A 22277-nucleotide genomic window follows, 5' to 3' on the forward strand; every position below is an offset into this window, starting at 1 on the left:
ACGTCAGCCCCCGGCGAGGATCCCGTCCGCTTCGGCGAAGAAATCGGGGCCCCCAAAATTTCCCGACTTCAGCGCCAGGGCCAGTGTGCCGCCGTCCGGCAGCGTGCTTCGCAGCGCCGGCACGCCGGGCGCGATCTCCGGGCCAATCTCCAGCGCAACAAGGTCCAGCGCCTCGATCACCGCCCCGGAGGTCTCGCCCCCCGCAACGACCAGCAGCCGCGCTCCCCTTGCAACAAGCGCGCGCGCGACGGAGGCGAAAAGCCCCTCGATGGCCTCGGCGACCACGGCACCGCCAAACTTCCGTTGTGCCTCGCGAACCGCGACCGGATCGGCGGACGAGAAGATCAGCGGCCGCCCCTCCTGCGCCAAGGCCCAGTCGGCGATCTCACCTGCGTCGTACGAGCCGGCGATCGCCGCCTCCGCCAGAATCTCGTACATCGGCAAGCCCATCTCGCGATGCCGCGCCACCTGCCCCCGAGTCGCGATCGAGCAGGAGCCCGAGAGAACGACGCACGGCCCTTCAACGCCCTCCCAGTCATCGCTCCCACCCGCCAGAAGACCCTGACGGCGGAAGTTTCCCGGAAGGCCCATTGCGATGCCCGACCCGCCCGTAAGCAGCGGCAACCCATCCAGCGCCGTGCCGATCTGAATCAGGTCGTCATCCGACACGGCATCCACGACGATCAGCCGCGCCCCGCCGGTATCGGCATCCGAGAGGGCCTGCGCGATCATGGCAGCCCCCCCGGCCACGCTGGACAACCCGACATGGCCGACGGGTATATCCGTCTGCCGGGCCAGCCAGCGTCTCAGATCCGCATCCGTCATCGGATTCAGCGGATGGTTCTCCATCCCGCTTTCGTTCAGCAGGCGATCCTGAACAAACAGGTGGCCCTGATACACGGTGCGGCCCGCGCCCGGAAATGCTGGGCAGACGACGACCTTGCGCGCGTCCAGCGCCTTTGCCAGAGCGGCGGCCACCGGGCCGATATTGCCCTCGGGCGTGCTGTCGAAGGTGGAGCAGTACTTGAACAGGAATTGACGGCACCCTTGCGCGCGCAGCCAGTCCAGCGCCTGGAGCGACTGTGCGATGGCGGCTTCCACCGGAATGCTGCGCGATTTCAGCGCGACGACCCCCGCCTCCACCGACGCATCCGCAGGACCCGTGGGGATGCCGGAATACTGGGTCACGCGCATTCCCTGCTTGGACAGAGTGTTCGCCAGATCGCTGGAGCCGGTGAAGTCGTCCCCAATGCAGCCAAGAAGCATGTCGGTGCCTTTCAGAATGTCAGGATCGACGGGAGCATCCGGTCAGGACGCGTCACCGCCCTGTTCGAAAATGTCCCAATAGGTGCTGATCACGGTTTCCAGATGTTCCCGCATCGCCGCTTCGGCCTTATCGGCATCGCGTGCACTGATGGCCTCGAAGATCGACCGGTGGGCCAAGGCCGCCTTCGACAACGCTTCCGGATGGCTCAGCGACATCCGGCGCTGATCCTCGAGAAGATCCAACACAACGTGATAAAGCGCATCCAGCAGCGAGTCCTGGGCGATGGCACCGATCCGTTGGTGGAAGGCGTCGTCGCTGGCCGCGAATGCGGCAATGTCGTCCTTGCTGGCCTCGTTCTCCAGAAGCAGCTTCTCCAGTGCCGCGATGTCGGCGGCGGTGGCATGCCTGGCGGCTTCCCGTACAAGGGCCGCCTCAACGAAGATGCGCGTTTTCTGGAACTGACGCATGCCCTCCGGTCGAGCCACCATCAGCTTCGCGGATCCGGACAGCACGTGCAGCAAGTCGCGAGGTTCGGGGGTGCTGACGCGAGTGCGGTCGCCATTCGATATCGCGAGGATGCCCGTCTTGTTCAGCCACAGCAGAGCCTCGCGCACGGCGGGGCGACCCACTCCGTAATGTGCCATTAGGTCGCGCTCGGACGGCAGCTGATCGCCGACCACGAGCTCTCCCGAGAGAACACGCTCCTCGATGTCCCTCGCGATCTTGTCGGACAACCGTTCGCGGCTCAGATGCGCAGGCGCGCCGAAGCCGCTCATACGCCCAAATCCCTCGCAATGCCCTTCTTGGCCTCGACGACGGAGGCCAAGAAGCCGTCACGCCATTTGCGCCGCGCAGGCAGTTCGTCCGCAGGCACATTAGCGCGCATCTCGGCGTCAATCGACGCAACCAATTCCGGCCCCCATTCGCGAGGATCCGCCTGCTCCTTGGCCAGACCGTAATACATGGGACCAAGGTTGGCGCAGTATTCGCGGAGACCCTGCGCGGCGTTCAGGTCGATCGTGGCAAACGGCCCCATGAAGCACCAGCGCAGGCCAAGGCCATCGGCTACGGCAGCATCCACCTCGGCGGGGGTGCAGATGCCATCCTCGACCAAGCGGAACGCCTCTCCAAGAAGGGCACTCTGCAGACGGTTGACGACGAAGCCGTTGATCTCACGCGTCAGGGTGATCGGAGACTGATCGAGCAATTGCATCAGGTCCCGCGTGAACTCAAGTGTTTGCGGCGCGGTCCACGGCGCGGGAACAAGCTCCACCAGCGGGATCAGGTGTGGCGGATTGATGGGGTGGGAGACGAGGCAACGCGCCGCATTAACGAGACCATCCGTAAAACTCGATGCCGGGAGGCCGGAGGTAGAGCTTCCGACAACAGTCTCCGCCCCCAGCAGCCTATCCATTTCCTTATAAAGCGCCTGCTTGATCGGCAGCCGCTCGGGAGCGCTTTCCTGAACATATCGGGCACCCTCCAAGACATCTTGCAGGCTGGTAGCCACACGGCAGAGCGAGGCGAAGGAAGGGTCGACTGCAGCGACGAAATCAACTGCCGCTTGGGCGGCGTCTACATTCCGATCATAGATGGCAACCTCATGGCCTTTGCGTGCGAAGACCAGAGCCCATGACGACCCAACGACACCACAGCCAACGATTGCAATTTTCATATATTTAACCCTTCCCATCATACAGGGCTGGGACCCGCAGCACCTCCCCTGCAACCGCACTGCGTACAATTGCCGTCACTGCCCGCTAAGCTCCCAACTCACTTAAACAGTGGTATGACAGGTTGACAGACTAATAGTCAACCTTATTCAAATTAAATGGTAGCGTAAGTGAGTTCAGCATGAATCCTCACGCTCGCCGACACAGCGGCCTAACAAGGTGCGTGCGATCGCGAACAGTCTGAAACCTGATCGTTGTTCTTCGAGGCTGCCATAGCTGTAGGCTGGGCAAGGTGTTGGATAGATTGGCGAAGAAGATGTTCCAGGAAAGCATGGCCGCAAACCATCCGGCTGAGTTTTCCAACACAATCGGGACAGAACTGCTGTTCAATTCGATGTGCCGCATCCCGGCGAGGGATGTAGCGATGGGCGGTTAAAGCGGTCCGACTTCAGTGCGGTGTGGCGCTTGCAGCGATTGGTGGAGCGGTCATTCGCTGAATCTTGGTGGCGTTCGGATAGGACAACCTGCTCAAACGTGAACGGATCGGGCGCAGGACCTACCGGACCCGCTACGCTGCAAAGCAGGACATGTTCGATTAGGTCGAGATGTTCTACAACCTGAAGCGCAAACATGCGGGCAACGGGATACTGTCACTCGCAAAGTTCAAGCGACGGCAGATGATGAAACGTGAAGACGCCTGAGAAACTCGGGGCTATTCACATCCGCATGGTCGATTGCACTGCTGCTATTTGGAAGTTGTCAAATAATTCTTGAGGCTGCTCCGCGTAACGAGTTCCGGCTCGAACAATGTCACCTCGGCCTTCGAGCTTTCCGAGGCAGCTTCAAAAGCTTTTTCAATGATGCGTCCAAGATCGATTCGAACTGTCGTCAGCGGTGGCACCGAATAACGGACCTCCTGCATGTCGTCACAGCCAATCACCGAAATGTCTCGACCTACCTGCCATCCAGCATTGTGGCAGCCGGACAGAACGCCAAGCGCAATCAGGTCACTGAAACAAAGAAAGGCCAGATCCTCCGGCGTCTCCTCCCGCAGTAGTTTCGTCGTGATGTCGAAACCGAACGCGCGGGATGTCGGTCCGTTGAAAACACCCGCCACCTCGATTCCCGCTGCACGCAGTTCGGCCAGCGCGCCGCTCTGACGCAGCCTCGCGGCGCTGGTTTCTTGTCCGCCACCAAGCCAGAAGATCCTGCGATGACCTGCTTCTACCGCCGCTCTGGCGGAAAGGCGGCCGGCCTCGAACTCGTTGCTGACGACCTGGGGTGCCGCGAACCCTTCGATGGAGCGGAAGAACAGGGCGGTCGGCACGATCAAACGACCGCAGCGGATCAAGATATCCTCCAGATCGCGACAGGTCGTGCCATAGGCCGGGCATATGAGGATCGCCTCGCAACCGACGCGCATCGCCTGATGAAGAAAGTCAGCCTGTCTTTCGCGTGACTCCCGCGTGACGCCCAGAAGCAACCGCTTGCCGCGACTGTCAATTTCGCGCTCGGCGGATGCGAGCATGTCATTGAAGATCGGGTTCGAAATGTCGCCGAGACACACCGCGACGGTGTTGCTGCGTGAGGTCCGAAGGTCTGCCGCGCCCTGATTATAGATGTAGCCAAGCTTTCGCGCGGCACCGTCCACCTTGTCGAGAGTGGCTTTCGGAAAGCGGCTGTCACCCTTCAGCGCGAGGGATACGCTGGACACGGAAAGCCCGGTTTCCTGTGCAATATGTTTGAGGGTTATACGCTTCGTCATTTTCTGGCCCCGGTATTTTTCCGGACTGTGAATACGGACCACACGCTAGTCAATCGTTCTAGTAGAACGATTGACTAAATATGATTCGCGTGACAGCCTTGCATCGGGGAGAGGGCCATCGGCCCAAATGTCTGGGAGGACATCATGAAGAAGACAGCATTTGCCGCTGTCGCCATCGTGGCGACGGCCCTGTCATCGACAGCCTTCGCGGCTTGCGAATGGAAGCCGGAGCGTCCGGTCACGCTGATTGTGCCTTGGGGTGCAGGCGGGACGACCGACCTGAATTCGCGGCAGATGGCGACGCTGTTGCAACAGCATTTCGGCGTGCCGTTCAACGTCGTCAACCGCACCGGCGGCAACGGCGTGACGGGGCATACCGCGATTTCGCAGTCGCGCCCCGACGGTTACACGATCGGCGCGGCATCGGTCGAAATCAACACGATGCACTGGTTCGGCCTGACGCCGCTGACCTATACCGACATCACGCCGATCGCGCTGATCAACCAGCCTGCGGCAAGCGTGCTGGTCGCCAAGGACAGCGAGTTCCAGACCATCGGTCAGATCCTTGATCACGCACGCGCAAATCCGGGCGAATTGACCGCATCGGGAACTTCGCTTGGCGGGATCTGGCACCTTGCGCTGGCGGGAATGCTGAATGCCGAAGGTCTCGACCCGCAGGCCATCCGTTGGGTTCCGTCTCAGGGATCCGCAAGCGCTTTGCAGGAACTTCTAGCGGGCGGCGTGGACATGGTGACCCCCTCGCTGGACGAAGGCAAGGCGCTGATCGATGCGGGCGAGGTGCGCGCCGTTTCCTACATGAGCGACAAGCCGAGCGAGTTTGCACCGGATGTGCCGCTTACCGCGACGGAGCTGGAAAGCGGCTGGACCCTTGCCGCCTATACCACCATCTCCGGCCCCGCCGACCTGCCCGAGGAGATCACCTGCAGTTACGAAGCTGCGATACAGGATATCGTCGCCTCGCCGGAATGGGCCGCATTCCGGCAGAGCTTGGGCGCGCCGGTGGTTTGGGGCGATGCCGCACAGCTTTCGGCACTGATGACGTCCTATGACGAAAGCCTCGGAGGGACGATCAAGGCAATCGGCATGGCCAAGGAGCAGTAACATGCAGATCTCCCGCGATATCGCGACCGGAACGGTGCTGATCGTCGCTGGGGCGGCCATGTTCGTCGGCGCGCGGGGCTTCATGCTCCCCGCCGGCCTCGACTACGGGGCAGGGTTCTTTCCCAAGATCGTATCCTGCGGCATGGCCGTCTCGGGGCTGCTCATCTTGGTCGGGGAATTGCGGAGCCGATCCTCGGAGCCGTTGACGATCGTGTGGCGCGCTCTGAGACGCATCGCGGCGTTGATCGGAATGATCGTGCTGTACGGGTTGGCCTTCGATCCGATCGGCTTCCACATCTCCACCGTGGCGCTGCTATTCGCGGTGACGCTGTTCTTCGGCGGGAGCATCGCCGCCGCCGCCATCCTGTCTGTCTCTGCCACGCTCATGCTGCATGTCTGCTTCTATTCGGTGATGAAGGTGGCGTTGCCTTGGGGGCTTCTGCTCCCCTTTGCCTGGTAAGGGAAGGCCATGGATATCCTGATTTCCCTGAGCGATCCGGCCCTGCTTCTGACCATCGTGGTCTGCACGTTGTACGGATCGCTGATCGGTGCGCTGCCGGGGCTTTCAGCCACAATGGCGGTGGCGCTGCTGGTCCCGTTCACCTTCTACATGGATCCGGTGCAGGCGATCACCGCCATCGTCGCGACCACGTCCACCGCCATCTTCGCCGGAGACATCAGCGGCGCCTTGCTCCGGATTCCCGGCACGCCCGCATCGGCCGCCTATGTGGCCGATAGCGCGACCATCGCCCATAACGGGCGGCCGCGCACCGTGCTGTTCGTGGATTTGTTCACCAGTGCCGCGGGCGGCATCATCGGCGTCATCGTGCTTAGTTTGGCGACGCCGATGCTGGCCCGGTTCGCGACGAACTTCTCCAGCTACGAGATGTTCTGGCTCGCGGCGCTCGGTCTAAGCTGTGCGGTATTCGTCGCGGGGGCTTCGCCGCCCAAGACGTTTGCGAGCCTGTTCATCGGGCTGGCCATTGCCTGCGTCGGGATCGACGTGGCGGTCGGGATGCCGCGCTACACCTTCGGGTTCTACGATCTTTTCGACGGGGTGGACTTCATCTCCGCCATGATCGGCTTCTTCGCGCTGACCGAGTTGTTCCGCGCCGCCGTCGAACGTGACGGTATCGGCAAGGCGGTGCTTCCGACGGTGGTGGAACCCGTGCGCAGGGCCATCGCCGACGGCTGGAAGATCAGTTGCGCGCATTGGAAACACGTCCTGCGGTCAAGTCCCGTCGGGGTCATCATCGGTGTACTGCCCGGCGCAGGGTCGGATGTGGCGGCATGGGTGACCTACGCCCTGTCGCGCAAGCTGTCGAAGACGCCCGAGAAATACGGCAACGGGCATATGGAGGGGATCATCGACGCCGGTTCGTCCAACAACGCGGCGGTGGCCGGAGCCTGGACGCCCGCACTGGTCTTCGGAATCCCCGGCGACAGCGTGACGGCAATCGCCATCGGGGTGCTGATGATGAAGGGGCTTGCCCCCGGACCCGACATCTTCGAACGCAGCGGGGATGTCGTCTACACGCTATTCGGCGCCTTTCTCCTGTCGAACGTCATCATGGTGTTCACCGGCGGGATCGCGATCCTTTTGGCCAGCCAGTTGTTGCGGATGCCGCGCAGGCTGCTGATGCCACTGATCCTCGGGCTGTCCCTGATCGGCGGGTTCGCGGTGATGAACTCAGTGTTTTCCATCTGGATCATCATCGCTCTCGGGGTCCTCGGCTATCTGATGATCCTGGGCGGCATTCCCATCGCTCCGGCCATTCTCGGCGTCGTGCTGGGCAAGACGCTGGAGCAGAACTTCATGACATCCATGATCAAGTCGCAGGGCGAGTTTCTGCCCTTCTTCTCGCGCGACATCTCGATGGTGCTGGGTGTCGCGACCATCCTGATCTGGGGGCTGTGCCTGCTGCAGGGGGTCCGCACCATCATCTCCCCCGGACCCGCATCCAAAAACGAGGAAAATCCAACATGACCAATGCATTGAAGAAACGCCTTCTGGACGGCGAGACTATCACCGCATCGTGGATCGACACCGGATCGCCCGAGGTTTGCGACATCGTCGTCAACGCAGGCTGGGACGTGGTGGTGATCGATTGCGAACACGGTGCCGCCCCGCTGGAGGAAGGGCTGGGTCTGATCCGTGCCGTGCAGGCGGCGGGCGGCGAGGCGATCCTGCGCGTGCCGGACGGCAGCGACACCACACTGAAGCGCGCATTAGATCGTGGCGCGCGGTCGATCATCGTGCCGATGGTCAACACCGTCGAACAGGCGCAGGCCATCGCGCGGTCGTGCCTCTATCCGCCGCGTGGCGGTCGTGGCTATGCCGCGCCCATCGTGCGTGCGTCGCATTACGGGCGGTGGGTCGACTATGCGCGCACGGCGCACAACGATCTTCTTCTGATGGTGCAATGCGAACATGTCGACGCGGTGCCGCATCTGGCCGCCATCGGCGCGATCGAGGGGATCGACATGGTCTTTGTCGGTCCGAACGACCTATCCGGCTCCATCGGTCTGCTGGAGCAACTGGATCATGCCGATCTGCTGAGCCTGAAGGAGCAGATCGAGACCTCGGCCCGGGGAGCGAAGATCCGGCTGGGCACGATCCTAGGCGGCGGACGCAGCTACAGTCAGCTTCGCGATGCGGGCTACCAGTTCATCGTGGGACCGGCGGATGTGGGCCTGCTCTATGCTGCCGCGCGGCAGGCGCGCGCGGAGATGCTGGCGGAACTCTCCCCCGGCTCACAAGCAGACACCCTTAAGCGCAGCTATTGAGGGAGATCGCGATGAAGAAGATCCTCAACGATCCCGCCGCCTATGTGGACGAGATGCTGGAAGGCCTGGTTGCGGCCCATCCCGAAATCTACCACGCCCACGCCCACCGTGTGATCCTCCGCGCGGGGGCGAAGGCGTCCGGAAAGGTCGGCATCGTGACGGGAGGCGGCTCTGGCCATCTGCCCGTGTTCACCGGTTATGTCGGCAGGGGCCTCCTGGACGGCTGCGCCATCGGCAACGTCTTTGCCAGCCCTTCGGCTGAACAGATGGCCGACACGATCCGTGCCGTCGATGCAGGTGCGGGCGTCCTGTGCCTTTACGGCAACTACGGCGGTGACGTGATGAACTTCGACATGGCGGCCGAGACGGTGGCCTTCGAGGATGACATCCGCACCACCTCGGTCGCCGTGGCCGACGATGTGGTCTCCGCCCCACGATCCGAGGCGGGCAAGCGTCGGGGTGTCGCCGGGATGATCTACCCGTTCAAGATCGCAGGTGCGGCAGCAGAGGCGATGGCCGATCTGGATGAAGTGACCCGCCTGGCCGCCAAGGCCTCGGACAGTACCGTGTCGATGGGGATGGCGATGACCCCCTGCATCATCCCGCAACTGGGCAGGCCAAGCTCCGTCATCGCAGATGACGAGATGGAGATGGGGATGGGCATCCACGGCGAGCCTGGCATCTGGACCGGCCCGATCAAGACTGCCGATGCCATTCTGGACGAAATGTTCGACACGCTCCAGAAGGATCGGCCGCTGTCGTCGGGGGATCGCGTCTCGGTGCTGGTCAACTCGCTGGGTGCCACACCGTTGGAGGAACTTTACATCCTTTACCGCCGCCTGCATGCGCGGCTGGACGATCTGGGAGTGACGGTCGTGATGCCATTGGTCGGACGCTATGCGACGTCAATGGAGATGACTGGGGCCACCCTGAGCATCCTGAAGCTGGACGACGAACTGGAGACACTTTTGCGTGCCCCAGCCCATTGTGCATTCTGGAGCGTGGCATGAGCATCACATCGGACGATCTCAGAGCAGGCCTCGGCCGGATTGCCGCGCGCGCATCAGCGGATCGTGACGCGCTTTGTGCCGCCGATGCCCGCTTGGGCGACGGCGATCTGGGCATAACCGTTGCCGACGGGTTCGCGGCCTGTGCCGAACTCGATCTGCCCGAAGATGTTGGGCGGGCTTTCTTCGAGATGTCGAAGGCGTGGCAGAAAGCCTCGTCTTCATCATTCGGCACGCTGACGGCGACCGGCCTGATGGCGGTCGCAAAAACCCTGAAAGAGCGTACAGAGTTCGAGCCGAGCGAGATCGGCGGCCTTCTTGCCACCGCCCGCGATGCCATGATCGTCAGGGGGAAAGCTGCCTTGGGCGAAAAGACCGTTCTGGACGGATTGCAAGCGCAAGTCGACGCACTCGACGCGTGCCGAAACGACGACAATCTGCTGGACGCTGCTATCCGCGCAGCTGCGAACACCGTTATGAGGTTTCAGCCGCTCCCGAACCTTGCGGGCCGAGCCAGAATATTTGCCGATAAATCTGTTGGTTTGCCAGATCCGGGCCAGCTTGCGCTCGTGACAATGACCGAGGGCTTGCGCTAGGTCGGATTAAGATGTGAACAGCGCGCTTGGGGGCTGGACAGTCTGAAACCGTAGAGTTGCCGCGACGCCCACGCATCGCTGCTGCTCTGCGGTCCAGTGGCCGCGTCCCCAAAAATAATATTGATCAATGGCACCGCGATCGCTGATCCGAAGGACAGTCGCGCCTCCGCTTTGCTCTGGCACGACTGACAACCTCTCGTTTCGTTATTCGCCTGCCATCCGGCTAGCGATTTGAATACAGGCTCAGGTGCCGCTTCGCATCAGCCTTCACGGAGAAATCCGGTTTCCCCCTCGCCAGAGCGCGGGTTCCTCCCAATTTCACCGCTCCGGCCCCATGTCTCAGATCACCGTCCGGTTGCGGGGCTGGCTTCGCCACTGGCGGAATAGGAAGGAGCGCACCGATATGTCGAGCTGGATCAGAACACGTGTTGAAGATCAGGGTGCGACCTATCAGAGGCAAATCTTCTTGACAGGAAAGGCAAACCCGCCTTTGCACTGGGAATTTGGCATACTGTTTTCGCGCAGTTTTTCCCCTCGTTGAAGGCAGGACTATCTGACGCCTGCCAAAAAATGATAAGCGGCAGATAGTTCTGCCCTTTCGGTCAGATGGTCTGCCTTTTGACCGCATTCTTCTCAATCATTGGCCTTGATGAGCCTGCGCTCAAGCGTTGGGGTAACTGCCTTTACTTGTGCTGATCGCCGGATCTTACGGAGTTAAAGCGCGTCTTCAGCGGCACCTGCACTCGTCGTGCATGACCCGACATAAGGCTTATTATTGCACTTCACGTGGCGGGCACCCGCCCAGGAGGCACCCACCCACCGCACGACCAGAACCGCATTCGCCTGGAAAGGTTCGGAGCGGAGCGATGAGACAGGCATCAGGAAATTTGCTTCCGCCTCCGTCAGATTGAGCGACGAAGCAACGGGACCACGTGATCGACAAAAGCGCGCGCAGCGCTGCCAAGCCTCGGTCGGAACACAAGGTGGACCGGAAGCGGCTCCGGCTCGTGCCGGTCGAGCAGGGTTTCGAGTGTCCCTTCGGCCAACTGCCGTTGCACCTGGTAAGAGAGCGGGCGGATCACCCCCTCTCCCTCTTCCGCCGCAGCGATGGCCGTCGCGGCGCTGGTGGTCGACAGGCGACAGGTCACGCGGACGGAGCGAAGGCGGTGCGGCGCGATTGGGTGGCGATATTGCCAGAGTTCCTGAGCGCCAGCCTCGTTCAGACCGATGCACCAATGATCGCCCAGATCCGCAGGGCGCGTGGGCCGCGGACGTCCGGCAAGATAGGAGGGTGCGGCGCAGGTCAGGCGCCGCACCGTGCCGACCTTCACCGCCGACAACGATGAATCCGGCAGGGCCGCGAGGCGGACCGCGACGTCCAGACCCTCGCTCACCAGATCAACGACCCGGTTCAACAACAGAAGGCGGACGCGAACTTCCGGATACGCCTTCTGGAAACTCCGGATCGCGTGCAGGACATGCAGGCGCCCGAACAACTCCGGCGCTGTGACGGTGATCATTCCGGATACCGTCGCGCGAGACCTGGGACGCAGGCTCTCGAACTCGTCCAGGATCCTGCGAAAGCTTTCGACATGACGGATCCCTGCCTCGGTCGCAGCAAAGCGGCGGGTGGTGCGTTCAAGCAATCGCTCGCCCACCATCGCCTCGGTCTGGGCGACGGCGCGGGTCACCTTGGCGGACGAACATCCGAGCTTCCGGCCCGCCGCTGCGAGGGAGCCGCCATCGACGGCGGCCACGAAGATGGAAAGGGCTTCAAGACGGTCCATGATTTCAGATCCTGCAATCCAGTCTCTCAACATGACCGGATTTTCACCAGTCAAGAAAGGGTCCAGTTTCGCGGAAACGGAAAGGATCATTGCCATGACGACACGTTACGGTTTCGAGACGGTCGCGGAGACCGAGGTTTTCTACCGTGAAGCGGGGCCGGCCGATGCCCCGGTGATCCTGCTGCTGCACGGATTCCCGTCGGCCAGCCACATGTTCCGCGACCTCATCCCGCTCCTGTCCGATCGCTTCCGGCTGATCGCCCCGGACCTGCCCGGGTTCGGACAAACGAAGGCCCCGGCGCGGGGTGCCTTCGACTACACCTTCGACCGGCTGGCCGAGGTGATCGACGGCTTCACCGAAGCGCTGTCGCTGGAGCGTTACGCGCTCTACATCTTCGACTACGGCGCGCCCGTGGGTCTGCGGCTGGCCTTGCGGCACCCGGAGCGGATCTCGGCGATCATCACCCAGAACGGCAACGCCTATTTGGACGGGTTCAGCGAACAGTGGGGCCCGTGGGAGGCCTACTGGCGCGACCCGAGCGCAGAGAACCGCGAGGCCTGCCGCCCCTCTCTCGCGCCTGACACGATCCGCGACTGGCAATACGGCACGGGTGCCGATCCCGCACGGCTTTCGCCCGACGGATACGAACTCGACATCGCCTACATGGCGCGTCCCGGGGCCGAGGAGATCCAGCTCGACCTCATCCTCGACTACCGCAGCAACCTTGCGCTTTATCCCGCGTTCCAGGAGTTCTTCCGGACGCATCGACCGCCATTGCTGGCGGCCTGGGGCCGCCACGATCCCGCGTTCATTCCTGCCGGGGCGGGAGCCTATCGCCGGGACTTGCCCGACGCGGAGATCCATCTGCTCGATGCCGGTCACTTCGCGCTCGAAACGCATGCGGAAGACGTGGCGCGGCTGATCCGGGCGTTCCTTGAGAAGCTTTGATCAGGTTGTCCCGAGAACCCAGCCGGCCGAACATGTCGGGGCCAGCTGCTTGCCTGCGTCCTGATCGCAGATAATCGCAACGTCCCTGACCGTGGTGGACTTGGCGTGAGGTGCTCAATCCGTCGGACTGTGCAGCACCTCAATCCGTGACATGCCGCTCCGACCGAACGCAGTCTATCAAGGCGCGCAGTCGCGAGGGCATGTCCCGCCGGCTCGGATAGTAGAGAAAGAAGCCCGGGAAGCGTGGGGAGAATTCCTCCAGAAGCGGCACCAGGTCGCCGCGCTCCAGCTGGACGCGGAAGCACTCTTCCATGCCGAAGGTGATGCCCCCTCCCGCGCAGGCGAGGCGGGTCATCAGGGCCATGTCGTTCGTCGTGATCTCCGGCTCCACCGCGACGGCAAACTCGCGACCGTCTTGAGCAAATTTCCAGCGATAGGGAGCGGATCGCGGCGAGGGTCGCCAGCCAATGCAACGGTGTGCGGCAAGATCCCGCGGATGCCGGGGCGCCCCTACCCTAGCCAGATAGGACGGTGCGCAGACGGCCAGCTGGCGCTGCGGGGCCGAGACCGGGATCGCGATCATCTCCTGCGCGATGACTTCGCCGAGCCGGACCCCGGCATCATAGCCCTCGGCCACGATGTCGAACTCCTCATCCGTCACGGTGATGTCCAGTTGCACCTCGGGGCATCGCTGCACGAACTCCGTCAGCCAGTGCCCTGACAGAACGTCTTCGGCAATGGAGGAGACGGCAAGACGCACCTGCCCCCGCGGGGTCGCGTCGGTGTCGGCGACCGAGGCGACCGCAGCTCGCACACCGGCAAAAGCGGGAGCCAGCCCTGCGAGAAGGCGTTCTCCCTCCTCGGTCAAGGAAACGCTGCGGGTGGTCCGGCGCAACAGGGCGCTCCCGAGTTCCCCTTCCAGCTGGCGGATCGTTTGACTGACGGCGGGACGGCTGATGCCAAGCCGGTCAGCGGCACCACGAAAGCTTCGCTCCTCTGCCACCGCAAGAAAGACGTTCAGTCCGTTCAGGTTCATTGGTTCTTCCTGCTTACCAGCATATTCAGCATTGGGCGGCTTATGCGCAGGGTGCTTGGTCGCTACCTTTTCCGCAATATCATCATGAAAGGATCGGACATGGAAAAGGTTGTTCTTATCACCGGCGCCTCCAGCGGGATCGGCACCGGCATTGCACGGGAACTGTCGGCTGCAGGGTATCGGCTCATGCTGGGCGCACGCCGCACCGACCGGCTGGAAGCGCTGGCGGCGGAACTGCCGGGCGAGGTGCGTTTCAGGAAGCTTGACGTGACGGACCTTGCCGATGTGGAAGGCTTCGCCGAAGCGGCGCGGGCGGCTTTCGGGCAAGTGGACGTGATCGTGAACAACGCGGGGGTGATGCCCCTGTCGCCCATGTCCTCGCTGAAGGTCGACGAGTGGCATCGCATGATCGACGTCAACATCAAGGGCGTTCTGCACGGCATTGCGGCGGTTCTGCCGGAGATGACCGCCCGAGGATCGGGCCATATCGTCAACATCGGGTCCATCGGGGCGCTGTCGGTCGTGCCGACGGCCGCCGTCTATTGCGCGACGAAACATGCCGTGCGCGCCATCTCCGAAGGACTCCGTCAGGAGCATGACAACCTGCGCGTGACCTGCATCCATCCCGGTGTGGTCGAAAGCGAACTGGCCGACACCATCACCGATCCGGCGGCGGCCAAGGCGATGAAGGCGTATCGCGCCATTGCTCTGCAGCCTTCGGCGATCGCCCGTGCGGTGCGCTATGCGATCGAGCAGCCGGACGATGTGGATGTGAACGAGATCGTCGTGCGCCCCGTGCGCACGATGTGACGGATGACTTCCGGTCCCGGTGCGTCCTTCGGTATGCATCGGGGCTTTTCTAAGGCCGATTGTCCAAGAAGGTCACGTGCCCGGTTTGAGCTTGAGGAGCTTTGGGGATCAGGCGGACAGGATCTTCACCTCGGAACCCTACCCGAACTGGACGGCCGTCGGGGTGAACTGGCTTGCCGGTTTCGATTTCGAGATCAAGGTCGTCGCCCGCATCCCTAGGTGATCCCTCACGATCTCAAACTGACACAGGATCAGCACAGCCGTCGCCCAATGTTCCTTAACATATGGCGGATTATCCCAATCGGACGCCGCCTCGACGGCTGACATCTCCGGCGGCTCCGGTCAGCAACCTAGAGGTTGGGTTCCTGTTCGACGAGGTACGGCTTAATTTGCGCGATGAGGTAGAGGACGTACTCGGCAAGAAAGATCGCATTGAGACTGCTGATTTCGTTGTTGTAATCCACAAGCCCATGTATTGCCGCGTTTCTATTCGGGATCAGGTTGTTCTCGAAAAGCTCTATAGACTCAGGGCTGACCACCTGGGCATACAGATGCTTGTGAACGATCTGGATCAAGTCGTAGGAGGCTAGATCTTTGAAGGCAACGCCGATCGGGACCTCCATCATCGCAGTTCTCAAATCTCTAAGGCTGGCTTGTCCCTTGGGTTCACGCTTGAACGCTTGTCGATACTCGTTCTCTAGGACGGGAAACAACGTGAGGACAGCGGATCGGTAAAGCTTGTTGCGATGGCAAGCGAGCGCGTCGGCGAACGCATCCTTTGCGACATCGCTGACGTCAAATTCGCGAACGCCGGATAGGAGATCAATTTCGACCTCTGCCCACTTCTGGCGATAGTGTTCCAAAACGCTTTCAGTGAATTTCTCGGGGCTTCCTTCGTCAAACAGAGGCCATGGAATAGTGCGGCTTGGCATGATCTGAGACTGTGCAAGAAGTTTTTTCGCTTCTCGGTATCTGTTCAGCGCGCTGAAAAATTCCGGTAGCGGACCCAGCACGGGTTGGATTGCACGCGCCACGGAAGCGAAAAGGTCCATCATCGCTTTCGCGTTGACCTGAAGTTGCTGGACTTGCTGCGCTAACCGCTCCCTCGTAACTTGATCGATGTCGAGCCTTTCCCGAATTTTAGCAAGGGCCACCCGCCGCGCTTCGATCGTTTTCTCGTCTTCCATCTCAACTACCGCTCTGCCTCGCCACTTGAATTTTATAAGGGAAGCTGGGGCGAGAAAACGACCGAATGAGATCCGGGATCATGCCAGTATCGGTGTCACAGCATAGCAGCCCTGCGTGTGGCTCACACCACGAAGAACGCTCCTAGGAGGTCCTGCAGCGTCAGAACCCAATAAAATCTGCCCTCTTGCGCACAGCTCAGTCTACTTTTGTTCCCTTCTGCCAGTGTCCTTGGTTCGGGGCTGTTGTCCAGCCCACGCCGGTATTCGCCTGCCGCGCGGACAATGCCGAACTTGGTCGCGACCTTCACCTTCGCGCCGCCGCGCAGGAAGGCCCCGATCAACTCCTCGTTGTGGTGGGGGCCATACATGTCGGCGGTGTCGAGCATGCCGATCCCCCGCTCCACCGCCTCGTGTAGCACCTGCATCGAGGTGGCGTCGTCGCGCGGGCCGTAGAACTCGCTCATCCCCATGCAGCCGAGGCCGAGGGCGGAAGTCCTGAAGCCCTGTCCGAGTGTGCGCTGTAGCATCTGTTGTCCCTTTCTTGCGGATCGGGGCGGAAGATGTCATCGCTCATCCTTGGAATATATGCGCCGCAATGGAAGGCTGTTTTCCATGATTGGAAACCTCGTCTGGGATGATCTTCAGGTATTCCTCGCCGTGGTGCGCAGCCAGACCCTCAGCGGGGCGGCACTGCGGCTGAACCTCGGCATCGCCACCGTCTCGCGACGGATCGAGCGGCTGGAGGCGGCCATCGGCCAGCCGCTGTTCCTGCGCCAGCAGACCGGCTATCGGCTGACCGAGGATGGCGCGGCGCTGATCGAACGCGCCGAGGAGATGGAGGCGGCGGCGCGGTCGCTGTCCGGCACGCGGCAGCAGGCCGAGGTGTCGGGAACGGTCCGCCTTGCCACCGCCGAAACCTTCGCCACGCATCTGATCCTGCCCGAGATCGGCCGCCTTCGCACCGCGCATCCCGCAATGACGCTGGAGATCGTGACCGACATCGCCACCGCGAACTTGCACCGCCGCGATGCCGATATCGCGCTGCGGATGGTGAAGCCGGACCGCGGCAACGTCTCGCTGCAACGGCTGGGGGTGCTGGGCTACGGACTCTACGGATCGCCCGCATATATGGCGGCGCGTACCCATCGGCCCGATGCTGCGGCGTTCGAGGGGGACAGCTTCATTGGCTGGACCGAGATACATGCCCATCTTCCCGCCGCCGGGTGGCTGGACCGCCTGCTGCAAGGTCGGCGTCCGGGGCTGATCACTTCCTCGGTGGCCTCGCAGTATGCCGCCTGCGTTGCAGGACAGGGACTGGCGGTGCTGCCGCATTTCCTTGCCGGCCCTGAACTGGTCTGCCTGAAGGCCGAGCTCGGCATCGACCAGGACATCTGGCTCGTCACCCAGTCGGATCTGGCGCAGTCCCGCCGCGTGAAAGTCGTCGCGGAGTTCTGTCGCGATCTGGTGGCAAGGCACCGGATGAGGTTGAATGGAGTAGGCTGACAGGGATCGCTTCGAATGACTGCAATGGGCTCTGAGTGTCTTATAGGATGGAGCAGACTTCGATGCTCAAATATCTCGTTGCCACAGTATACCTTGCTACTTCAGCAGGTCAGCGCACATAACGCCCTCCAAGAGAACCGCTCACAGGTGTCAGCTATGCCGGTCGAAATCGAACGGAAGTTTCTTCTTGCCAATGACTCATGGCGAAGCGTGGTCGTGAAGTCCTCTCGTTTGCGAGATGGGCTTCTTGCCTTCTATGATGGGCGCAAGATCCGCATTCGTTTCTATGACGACAAAGCGACGCTGACCGTGAAAGGGCCGCGCAAGGGCCTTGCAAGGCACGAATTTGAATACGCGATCCCAGCTTCGGACGGTTTGGTTTTGTTGGAGCAGCACTGCAAGGGCGAGGTTGTCGAGAAGACGCGTCACCACGTTCTTGTGGGTGATCAGCAGTGGATGATCGACGAGTATCACGGCCTTCTGGATGGTGTGATCCTGGCGGAAGTCGAACTGGCGCGCGAGGATACACACGTGCATCTTCCGGACTGGATCGCAAAGGAAGTGACCGGGGTCGAGAAGTATCGGAAGATCAACCTGGTGAAGGCGCGGAAGAAGAAGATGGCACATGCTGCGCGCCAAGCCAAACGACGCAGCAAGGATCTAGCACACAAACCCATGGCCTAACTTCGGTCGTGCAGAGTTGGTGACATCCTATTTTGCCTATGAAGGCCGTGACGGTTGATGATGGGACGAAGCCGACATTGCGTTCCGGCATGACTAGCTTCTTACTGATGGCTGAATGCAAATTAAGGGTGGGCCATGTTGTCCTTGAATAGCGACTGCTGGGCTTCGACACCCCCTCCATCGCAAATCCGACGGATGGCCACATGACGGAAGCCGAAGCGGATCTGATCATATCGAAAGGCTCCACCGGATGCGGCACGCCGTATCTTACCGTGGAGGAGGTGAAGGAGCTCCTCCCGTTCCTCGAGGCAAGGAACCTGTTCGTGCCCGCCTCAGAGATCGTGGCTTTCGACCTCGACGGACGGAATCACATGGACATGAGGCTGAGCCTGCTGGGCATGGACGAGGTCTTCGACTGGGAAAGTTACGAGGATTGCGTCAGATGTCGCGACATCTTCCACTCGACCCTCGCAGCCATGAACCGGCCGGGCATTCGCTACGAATGTCAGCTGTGGTTCGATGACATGGGTGCTCCATGCATAGTGTGATCATCCTCAATCAAGCAAATGACCGCTTTGGGCTCTTTGCGTCGATGCTGCTCGGCAGCCGAGAGGCCGCTTTTCAAGAGATATGGTGATCGCGGGCGCCGCGATCGCTGATCCAAGGGACAACCGCACCTCCGCTTCGCTCTGGCACGGCTGACGATCTTTCATTTCGTTTTTCCGCCTGCCATCCGGCCGGCAATCCGAACACGGGCTCTGGTGCCGCTGCGCGTCAGCCTCCACGGAGAAATCCGGTTCCTCCCACGCCAAGGCGCGGGTCCCTCCCAATTTCACCGCTCCGGCCCCGTGTGTCAGATCACCGTCCGGCCGCAGGTCGGGCTTCGCCACTGGCGGAACAGGGAGGAGCGCCACGACATGTCGGACCGGATCGAAACACAGGGCGAAGATTGGGCTGCGGCCTATCAGAGGCAGACCTTTGTGACAGGAAAGGCAATCCCGCTTTCGCATCAGCGATTGGCCCCGCTGTTTTCACGCAATTTTTCCCATCGCTAAAGGCAGCACTATCTGACGCCTGCCAAAAAATGTGACGCGTTTCAAGAAGTTTTGCTTTTTGTTTCAAGGAGCACTTCCGACGCGCGCATGTCCTCAGAAGATACGCTAGCTCCTCTGCACAGTGCTGCGCTTGCTGAGCAAGATGTCAGCGCTCTTGTCTGCGGAACATTCCGTCGATGTAGGGTCGCGAAATTCCGGAGTTGAGCAGGTAGCGCAAGATGCTTCAACCGCATCGCCACCATCGCGCTCGCTACCGCGCGGATAACACGGAAAGGGCGGAAAGCCGTCCGACGGCACCGCGGCGAGGCAAGCGCAGCGATGGTAGGAAAGCAGACACTCAAGCGCCTCGAGGTGACACCCTGCCCGGCGCCCTCTGAGAACGGGGAAACCGCCCAACTGTGGTGTGGCATCGCGACCGCAGCGATCCTAAAAAAGCGGTTGTCCAGGCAACTCGCACGAGCTTGCTGACCGCTACTCATCCTGCAGGCTTTCAGCTGCGACCGGAAAGAGCAAAAGCCCGGGGATGTCCTCGCCCTATCTGCCATCCCCATCCTCTTAGAAAGCGACAGTAATGGGCGATCTGCTGCTCGACACTTTTTCAGACGCAGCGTACGTTTCTCCGATCCAAACCGAGCCGACCATAATGCCAGCGAACAAATTGACCAAGAAGAAGACCGAGACCGATCTTGAAGCGGCAATCCGCGGCACCGTCATGCGGGTCTTCCCGTGGCTCGACCCCGCTCACGTGAAACACCAGGTCAAATTCTCGTTCACCTTTGGACGCTCGAGGATCGACGTCGACAATACCGACAGCTACGACAAGCAGGCGCGATCAGACATCATTCTTGAGAAGGGTGGCGTTCCCTTGGCCGTCCTCGAACTAAAGCGGGAAGGCAACGCGTTGTCCACCGAGGATGAAGCACAGGGTCTCTCTTACGCGCGGGTGCTCGATCCGATGGCACCCATCGTCATTGTGACGAATGGCAATCAAACCCGCATCTTCGACAGCTACACCGGAAAGCGCCTCGGAGCCGACACGCTTACGGAAACCCAATTTGTCGCGACCATAAATGCCGCCGCGCGGCTCGCTGCCGGGAACCTGAAGCAGGCGATCCAGACATTGATGGGGAACGAACCCGCGATCTGGCGGCAGGCGGTAGAGCAGCTCAGCGATGCAACCATTGAAGATCTAACCGCCACTTCCGACAACCCCGGTCTCCCATTCACCAAGGACTTCCTGATTCAACGCGAGGCGACTGAGGAAGCGATCGATTTGCTTGAAGATGGGAAGCGCCTGATCCTGATCGAAGGTCCGCCGCTCATCGGCAAAAGCAACATTTTGCGCGACCTAGCGGGCCGAACCCGGAAGGCAGACCGGTTTGCTACCTTATTGATCGAAGTCGGGCGTAGTGGCATCGTCCAGGCCGTCGCCGATGGGTTAGCCAATCAACTGAACTGGCCCGTGACGAAAGAGGAAGCCCGGGCGTGGTTGATGCAACTTTCGCAGGGCGACCAGCATCTGCATTTGGTTCTGGCACTGGACGGTATCGACCCTAGAAACAAAAGGGCCGTTGCCGAGATAGAGGACCTCAGCTCCAGTCGCTTCGGTGTCGGCCTGCGAGTGGTTGTGGCGTTTGACGACTCTGCAGTTCATCGCATCCTCGAGAGCAAAGGCGGTCGCGATCAATCACAGATCGGGCGTCGAGCTGCTCGGATTGCCGTGGATCGGATGAGCGACGCCGAGTTCCGCGCGGCCGTCAACATGATGTCGGACATGCGCATATGGTTGATGCACGGCGCACTATCGGCCCGCGAATTGCGCTTTCCGTGGGCGTTGCGAATGCGCGCTTGGAGCGTCATGCAGAACGCCAAATTCGGTGATCCCAACTGGGGAGCGAGCCTCGCCCCTCTGATCGGCCTTGAGATGATCGCCCATGCTCGAAAGGCGTTCCCCGGTCAGGAACTGCGCCATCAGTTTCATGAGATAGCCATGGCTGTGCTTGACGACGCCCGCAGTAGGAAGCGCCCAATCGCACTCGTCCTGCAATCCATGGGCGTCTTCATGGTCCGTAAAAAGAAGCTGACCACGAGGCTCACGAATGCCACAATCAAGAGCCTGGTTAAAGACGGCTACCTGAAACCGGCGATGCAGCCGTCAGGAGAGCCTGTCTTGATCGTGCGGCTTCCTGAATTGTTGGCCAGCGAACTGGCGGCCCTGATTGCTCATGAATTGACGCAATCGGAACTATTAGATCCGGTCACGGCGGCTGAATGGCTCACAAGCGCATCTTCTAATCTGCCGCTGGGCGATATTGTGGCGGCTCAAGCGATTCTGGACGCCGCAAGTAGTGGGTTTGGGCTATCCCTAGATCTCGTGTTGGCACTCGCGGAAGAACGACCCACCCTGCAAACCGTGCAGCCCGGGGCCCGTTTTGCGACTTACCATCCAGGAATAGGCCTTGTCGACTTCACAGTAACCGAAGACGGTTCACTGCTCGTCGAAGCGAACGGCAGACACAGCCGCATCGAATTGGACCCGGAAGAAACACCGGGCGAGATGTACCACGATTTCCACAGCTGGATGATCCTGTCCCATCTTGCGATGGTGCCGTCGGTAGCCAGGATCGACGGTGCCGACCAGCGCATTGACACGGCTATCCTCTTGGAGGTCGCCTCGGCGCCCGTGGTCCTACGATCAGTTGGCCCCGAGTTACAGTTCAATGCCGTGCGCGTCCATGATGTTCCGGGTGAAGGTTCGATCGTGTGCCACCGCGAAGGAATCGTCGAGCCCATTACTTTCGCTCTCTATGAATATTTTCATCGTGAGTTTCGGGTTGCAACCGACTGGATCGATGAGGCCTGTAGACGGGACTCGTTGGCTCTAATGGCCCGAATACAAATCGCTCTGCTATACCTAGCGGATATCGGAGACGGTGACAGGTCCGAATTTGCTCGAGAAATGCTGAACGGCCCAATCGCGGCAGCTTTTAAAGCTCTGCCGGAGCTCCACCCTGAACGCGGATGATCTCTAAAAGTGCCTTGCTCCCCG

Annotated in this window: 21 protein-coding genes and 1 pseudogene; 14 read left to right on the plus strand and 8 right to left on the minus strand. The window is 61.2% G+C overall.

Annotated elements, in window-relative coordinates; genetic code table 11:
- Positions 1 to 3 precede the first annotated feature (3 nt).
- The 3 genes from otnK to JX25_RS09500 are packed head-to-tail and all read right to left on the minus strand — an operon-like array spanning position 4 to position 2942.
- Positions 4 to 1266, minus strand: a complete 1263-nt coding sequence (otnK, locus tag JX25_RS09490; protein ID WP_128254759.1) for a 3-oxo-tetronate kinase — start codon at positions 1264 to 1266, stop codon at positions 4 to 6.
- Between the two features lie 42 nt (positions 1267 to 1308).
- Positions 1309 to 2043 (minus strand): FCD domain-containing protein, encoded by a 735-nt coding sequence (locus tag JX25_RS09495; RefSeq protein ID WP_128254760.1) that lies wholly within the window; start codon positions 2041 to 2043, stop codon positions 1309 to 1311.
- Positions 2040 to 2942: a 3-hydroxyacyl-CoA dehydrogenase gene (locus tag JX25_RS09500; protein ID WP_128254761.1), complete on the minus strand. Its 903-nt coding sequence runs from the start codon at positions 2940 to 2942 to the stop codon at positions 2040 to 2042. The genes JX25_RS09495 and JX25_RS09500 overlap by 4 nt, the downstream gene beginning before the upstream one ends.
- A gap of 519 nt (positions 2943 to 3461) precedes the next feature.
- On the opposite strand from JX25_RS09500, the pseudogene JX25_RS15110 reads away from it, so the two are divergent.
- Positions 3462 to 3641, plus strand: a pseudogene (locus JX25_RS15110) (IS3 family transposase); the annotation flags it as partial.
- A gap of 44 nt (positions 3642 to 3685) precedes the next feature.
- Here the strand turns inward: JX25_RS15110 and JX25_RS09505 are convergent.
- Positions 3686 to 4705 (minus strand): LacI family DNA-binding transcriptional regulator, encoded by a 1020-nt coding sequence (locus JX25_RS09505; RefSeq protein WP_128254762.1) that lies wholly within the window; start codon positions 4703 to 4705, stop codon positions 3686 to 3688.
- 144 nt (positions 4706 to 4849) lie between these two features.
- Here JX25_RS09505 and JX25_RS09510 point away from each other — a divergent pair, with 144 nt between their 5' ends.
- The 6 genes from JX25_RS09510 to JX25_RS09535 are packed head-to-tail and all read left to right on the plus strand — an operon-like array spanning position 4850 to position 10217.
- Positions 4850 to 5827, plus strand: coding sequence for a Bug family tripartite tricarboxylate transporter substrate binding protein (locus JX25_RS09510; protein ID WP_128254763.1), 978 nt, complete (start codon positions 4850 to 4852; stop codon positions 5825 to 5827).
- 1 nt (position 5828) lies between these two features.
- Positions 5829 to 6287 carry a tripartite tricarboxylate transporter TctB family protein gene (locus JX25_RS09515; protein WP_164876099.1) on the plus strand — a complete coding sequence of 153 codons (459 nt, stop codon included), beginning with the start codon at positions 5829 to 5831 and terminating at the stop codon, positions 6285 to 6287.
- A gap of 9 nt (positions 6288 to 6296) precedes the next feature.
- On the plus strand, positions 6297 to 7814 hold the full coding sequence (locus JX25_RS09520; RefSeq protein WP_128254765.1) for a tripartite tricarboxylate transporter permease: 1518 nt from the start codon (positions 6297 to 6299) through the stop codon (positions 7812 to 7814).
- Positions 7811 to 8614: an HpcH/HpaI aldolase family protein gene (locus JX25_RS09525; RefSeq protein ID WP_128254766.1), complete on the plus strand. Its 804-nt coding sequence runs from the start codon at positions 7811 to 7813 to the stop codon at positions 8612 to 8614. Before JX25_RS09520 ends, JX25_RS09525 begins: the two co-directional genes overlap by 4 nt.
- Before the next feature lie 11 nt (positions 8615 to 8625).
- Positions 8626 to 9624, plus strand: a complete 999-nt coding sequence (locus tag JX25_RS09530; RefSeq protein WP_128254767.1) for a dihydroxyacetone kinase subunit DhaK — start codon at positions 8626 to 8628, stop codon at positions 9622 to 9624.
- The gene (locus JX25_RS09535) at positions 9621 to 10217 is read left to right on the plus strand and encodes a dihydroxyacetone kinase subunit L (protein WP_128254768.1); all 597 of its coding nucleotides are present in this window, start codon (positions 9621 to 9623) and stop codon (positions 10215 to 10217) included. Before JX25_RS09530 ends, JX25_RS09535 begins: the two co-directional genes overlap by 4 nt.
- Before the next feature lie 902 nt (positions 10218 to 11119).
- Here the strand turns inward: JX25_RS09535 and JX25_RS09540 are convergent.
- Complete coding sequence (locus tag JX25_RS09540) at positions 11120 to 12004, minus strand: LysR family transcriptional regulator (RefSeq protein ID WP_164876100.1); 885 nt, start codon at positions 12002 to 12004, stop codon at positions 11120 to 11122.
- A gap of 94 nt (positions 12005 to 12098) precedes the next feature.
- Between JX25_RS09540 and JX25_RS09545 the strand changes: the two genes are divergently transcribed.
- Complete coding sequence (locus JX25_RS09545; RefSeq protein ID WP_128254770.1) at positions 12099 to 12953, plus strand: alpha/beta fold hydrolase; 855 nt, start codon at positions 12099 to 12101, stop codon at positions 12951 to 12953.
- A gap of 139 nt (positions 12954 to 13092) precedes the next feature.
- Here JX25_RS09545 and JX25_RS09550 read toward each other — a convergent pair whose 3' ends face one another.
- Positions 13093 to 13989 (minus strand): LysR family transcriptional regulator, encoded by an 897-nt coding sequence (locus JX25_RS09550; protein ID WP_128254771.1) that lies wholly within the window; start codon positions 13987 to 13989, stop codon positions 13093 to 13095.
- 99 nt (positions 13990 to 14088) lie between these two features.
- Between JX25_RS09550 and JX25_RS09555 the strand changes: the two genes are divergently transcribed.
- Complete coding sequence (locus JX25_RS09555) at positions 14089 to 14799, plus strand: SDR family oxidoreductase (protein WP_128254772.1); 711 nt, start codon at positions 14089 to 14091, stop codon at positions 14797 to 14799.
- Between the two features lie 76 nt (positions 14800 to 14875).
- Positions 14876 to 15022 carry a RidA family protein gene (locus JX25_RS09560; protein ID WP_241557895.1) on the plus strand — a complete coding sequence of 49 codons (147 nt, stop codon included), beginning with the start codon at positions 14876 to 14878 and terminating at the stop codon, positions 15020 to 15022.
- 127 nt (positions 15023 to 15149) lie between these two features.
- Here JX25_RS09560 and JX25_RS09565 read toward each other — a convergent pair whose 3' ends face one another.
- The gene (locus JX25_RS09565; protein WP_128254773.1) at positions 15150 to 15986 is read right to left on the minus strand and encodes a hypothetical protein; all 837 of its coding nucleotides are present in this window, start codon (positions 15984 to 15986) and stop codon (positions 15150 to 15152) included.
- 122 nt (positions 15987 to 16108) lie between these two features.
- Positions 16109 to 16513: an aldo/keto reductase gene (locus tag JX25_RS09570; protein WP_128254774.1), complete on the minus strand. Its 405-nt coding sequence runs from the start codon at positions 16511 to 16513 to the stop codon at positions 16109 to 16111.
- 85 nt (positions 16514 to 16598) lie between these two features.
- Here JX25_RS09570 and JX25_RS09575 point away from each other — a divergent pair, with 85 nt between their 5' ends.
- From JX25_RS09575 to JX25_RS09590, 4 genes are all read left to right on the plus strand, one after another.
- Complete coding sequence (locus tag JX25_RS09575) at positions 16599 to 17489, plus strand: LysR family transcriptional regulator (RefSeq protein ID WP_128254775.1); 891 nt, start codon at positions 16599 to 16601, stop codon at positions 17487 to 17489.
- A gap of 15 nt (positions 17490 to 17504) precedes the next feature.
- A complete protein-coding gene (locus tag JX25_RS09580) occupies positions 17505 to 18173 on the plus strand; it encodes a CYTH domain-containing protein (RefSeq protein WP_206611540.1) in 669 nt (222 codons plus the stop codon).
- A gap of 203 nt (positions 18174 to 18376) precedes the next feature.
- Positions 18377 to 18721, plus strand: coding sequence for a hypothetical protein (locus JX25_RS09585; protein WP_128254776.1), 345 nt, complete (start codon positions 18377 to 18379; stop codon positions 18719 to 18721).
- A gap of 1078 nt (positions 18722 to 19799) precedes the next feature.
- Positions 19800 to 22253, plus strand: coding sequence for a type I restriction endonuclease (locus tag JX25_RS09590; protein ID WP_128254777.1), 2454 nt, complete (start codon positions 19800 to 19802; stop codon positions 22251 to 22253).
- The last annotated feature ends 24 nt before the right edge of the window (positions 22254 to 22277 follow it).

Source organism: Falsirhodobacter deserti (assembly GCF_004015795.1).
Classification (GTDB): Bacteria; Pseudomonadota; Alphaproteobacteria; order Rhodobacterales; family Rhodobacteraceae; genus Falsirhodobacter; species Falsirhodobacter deserti.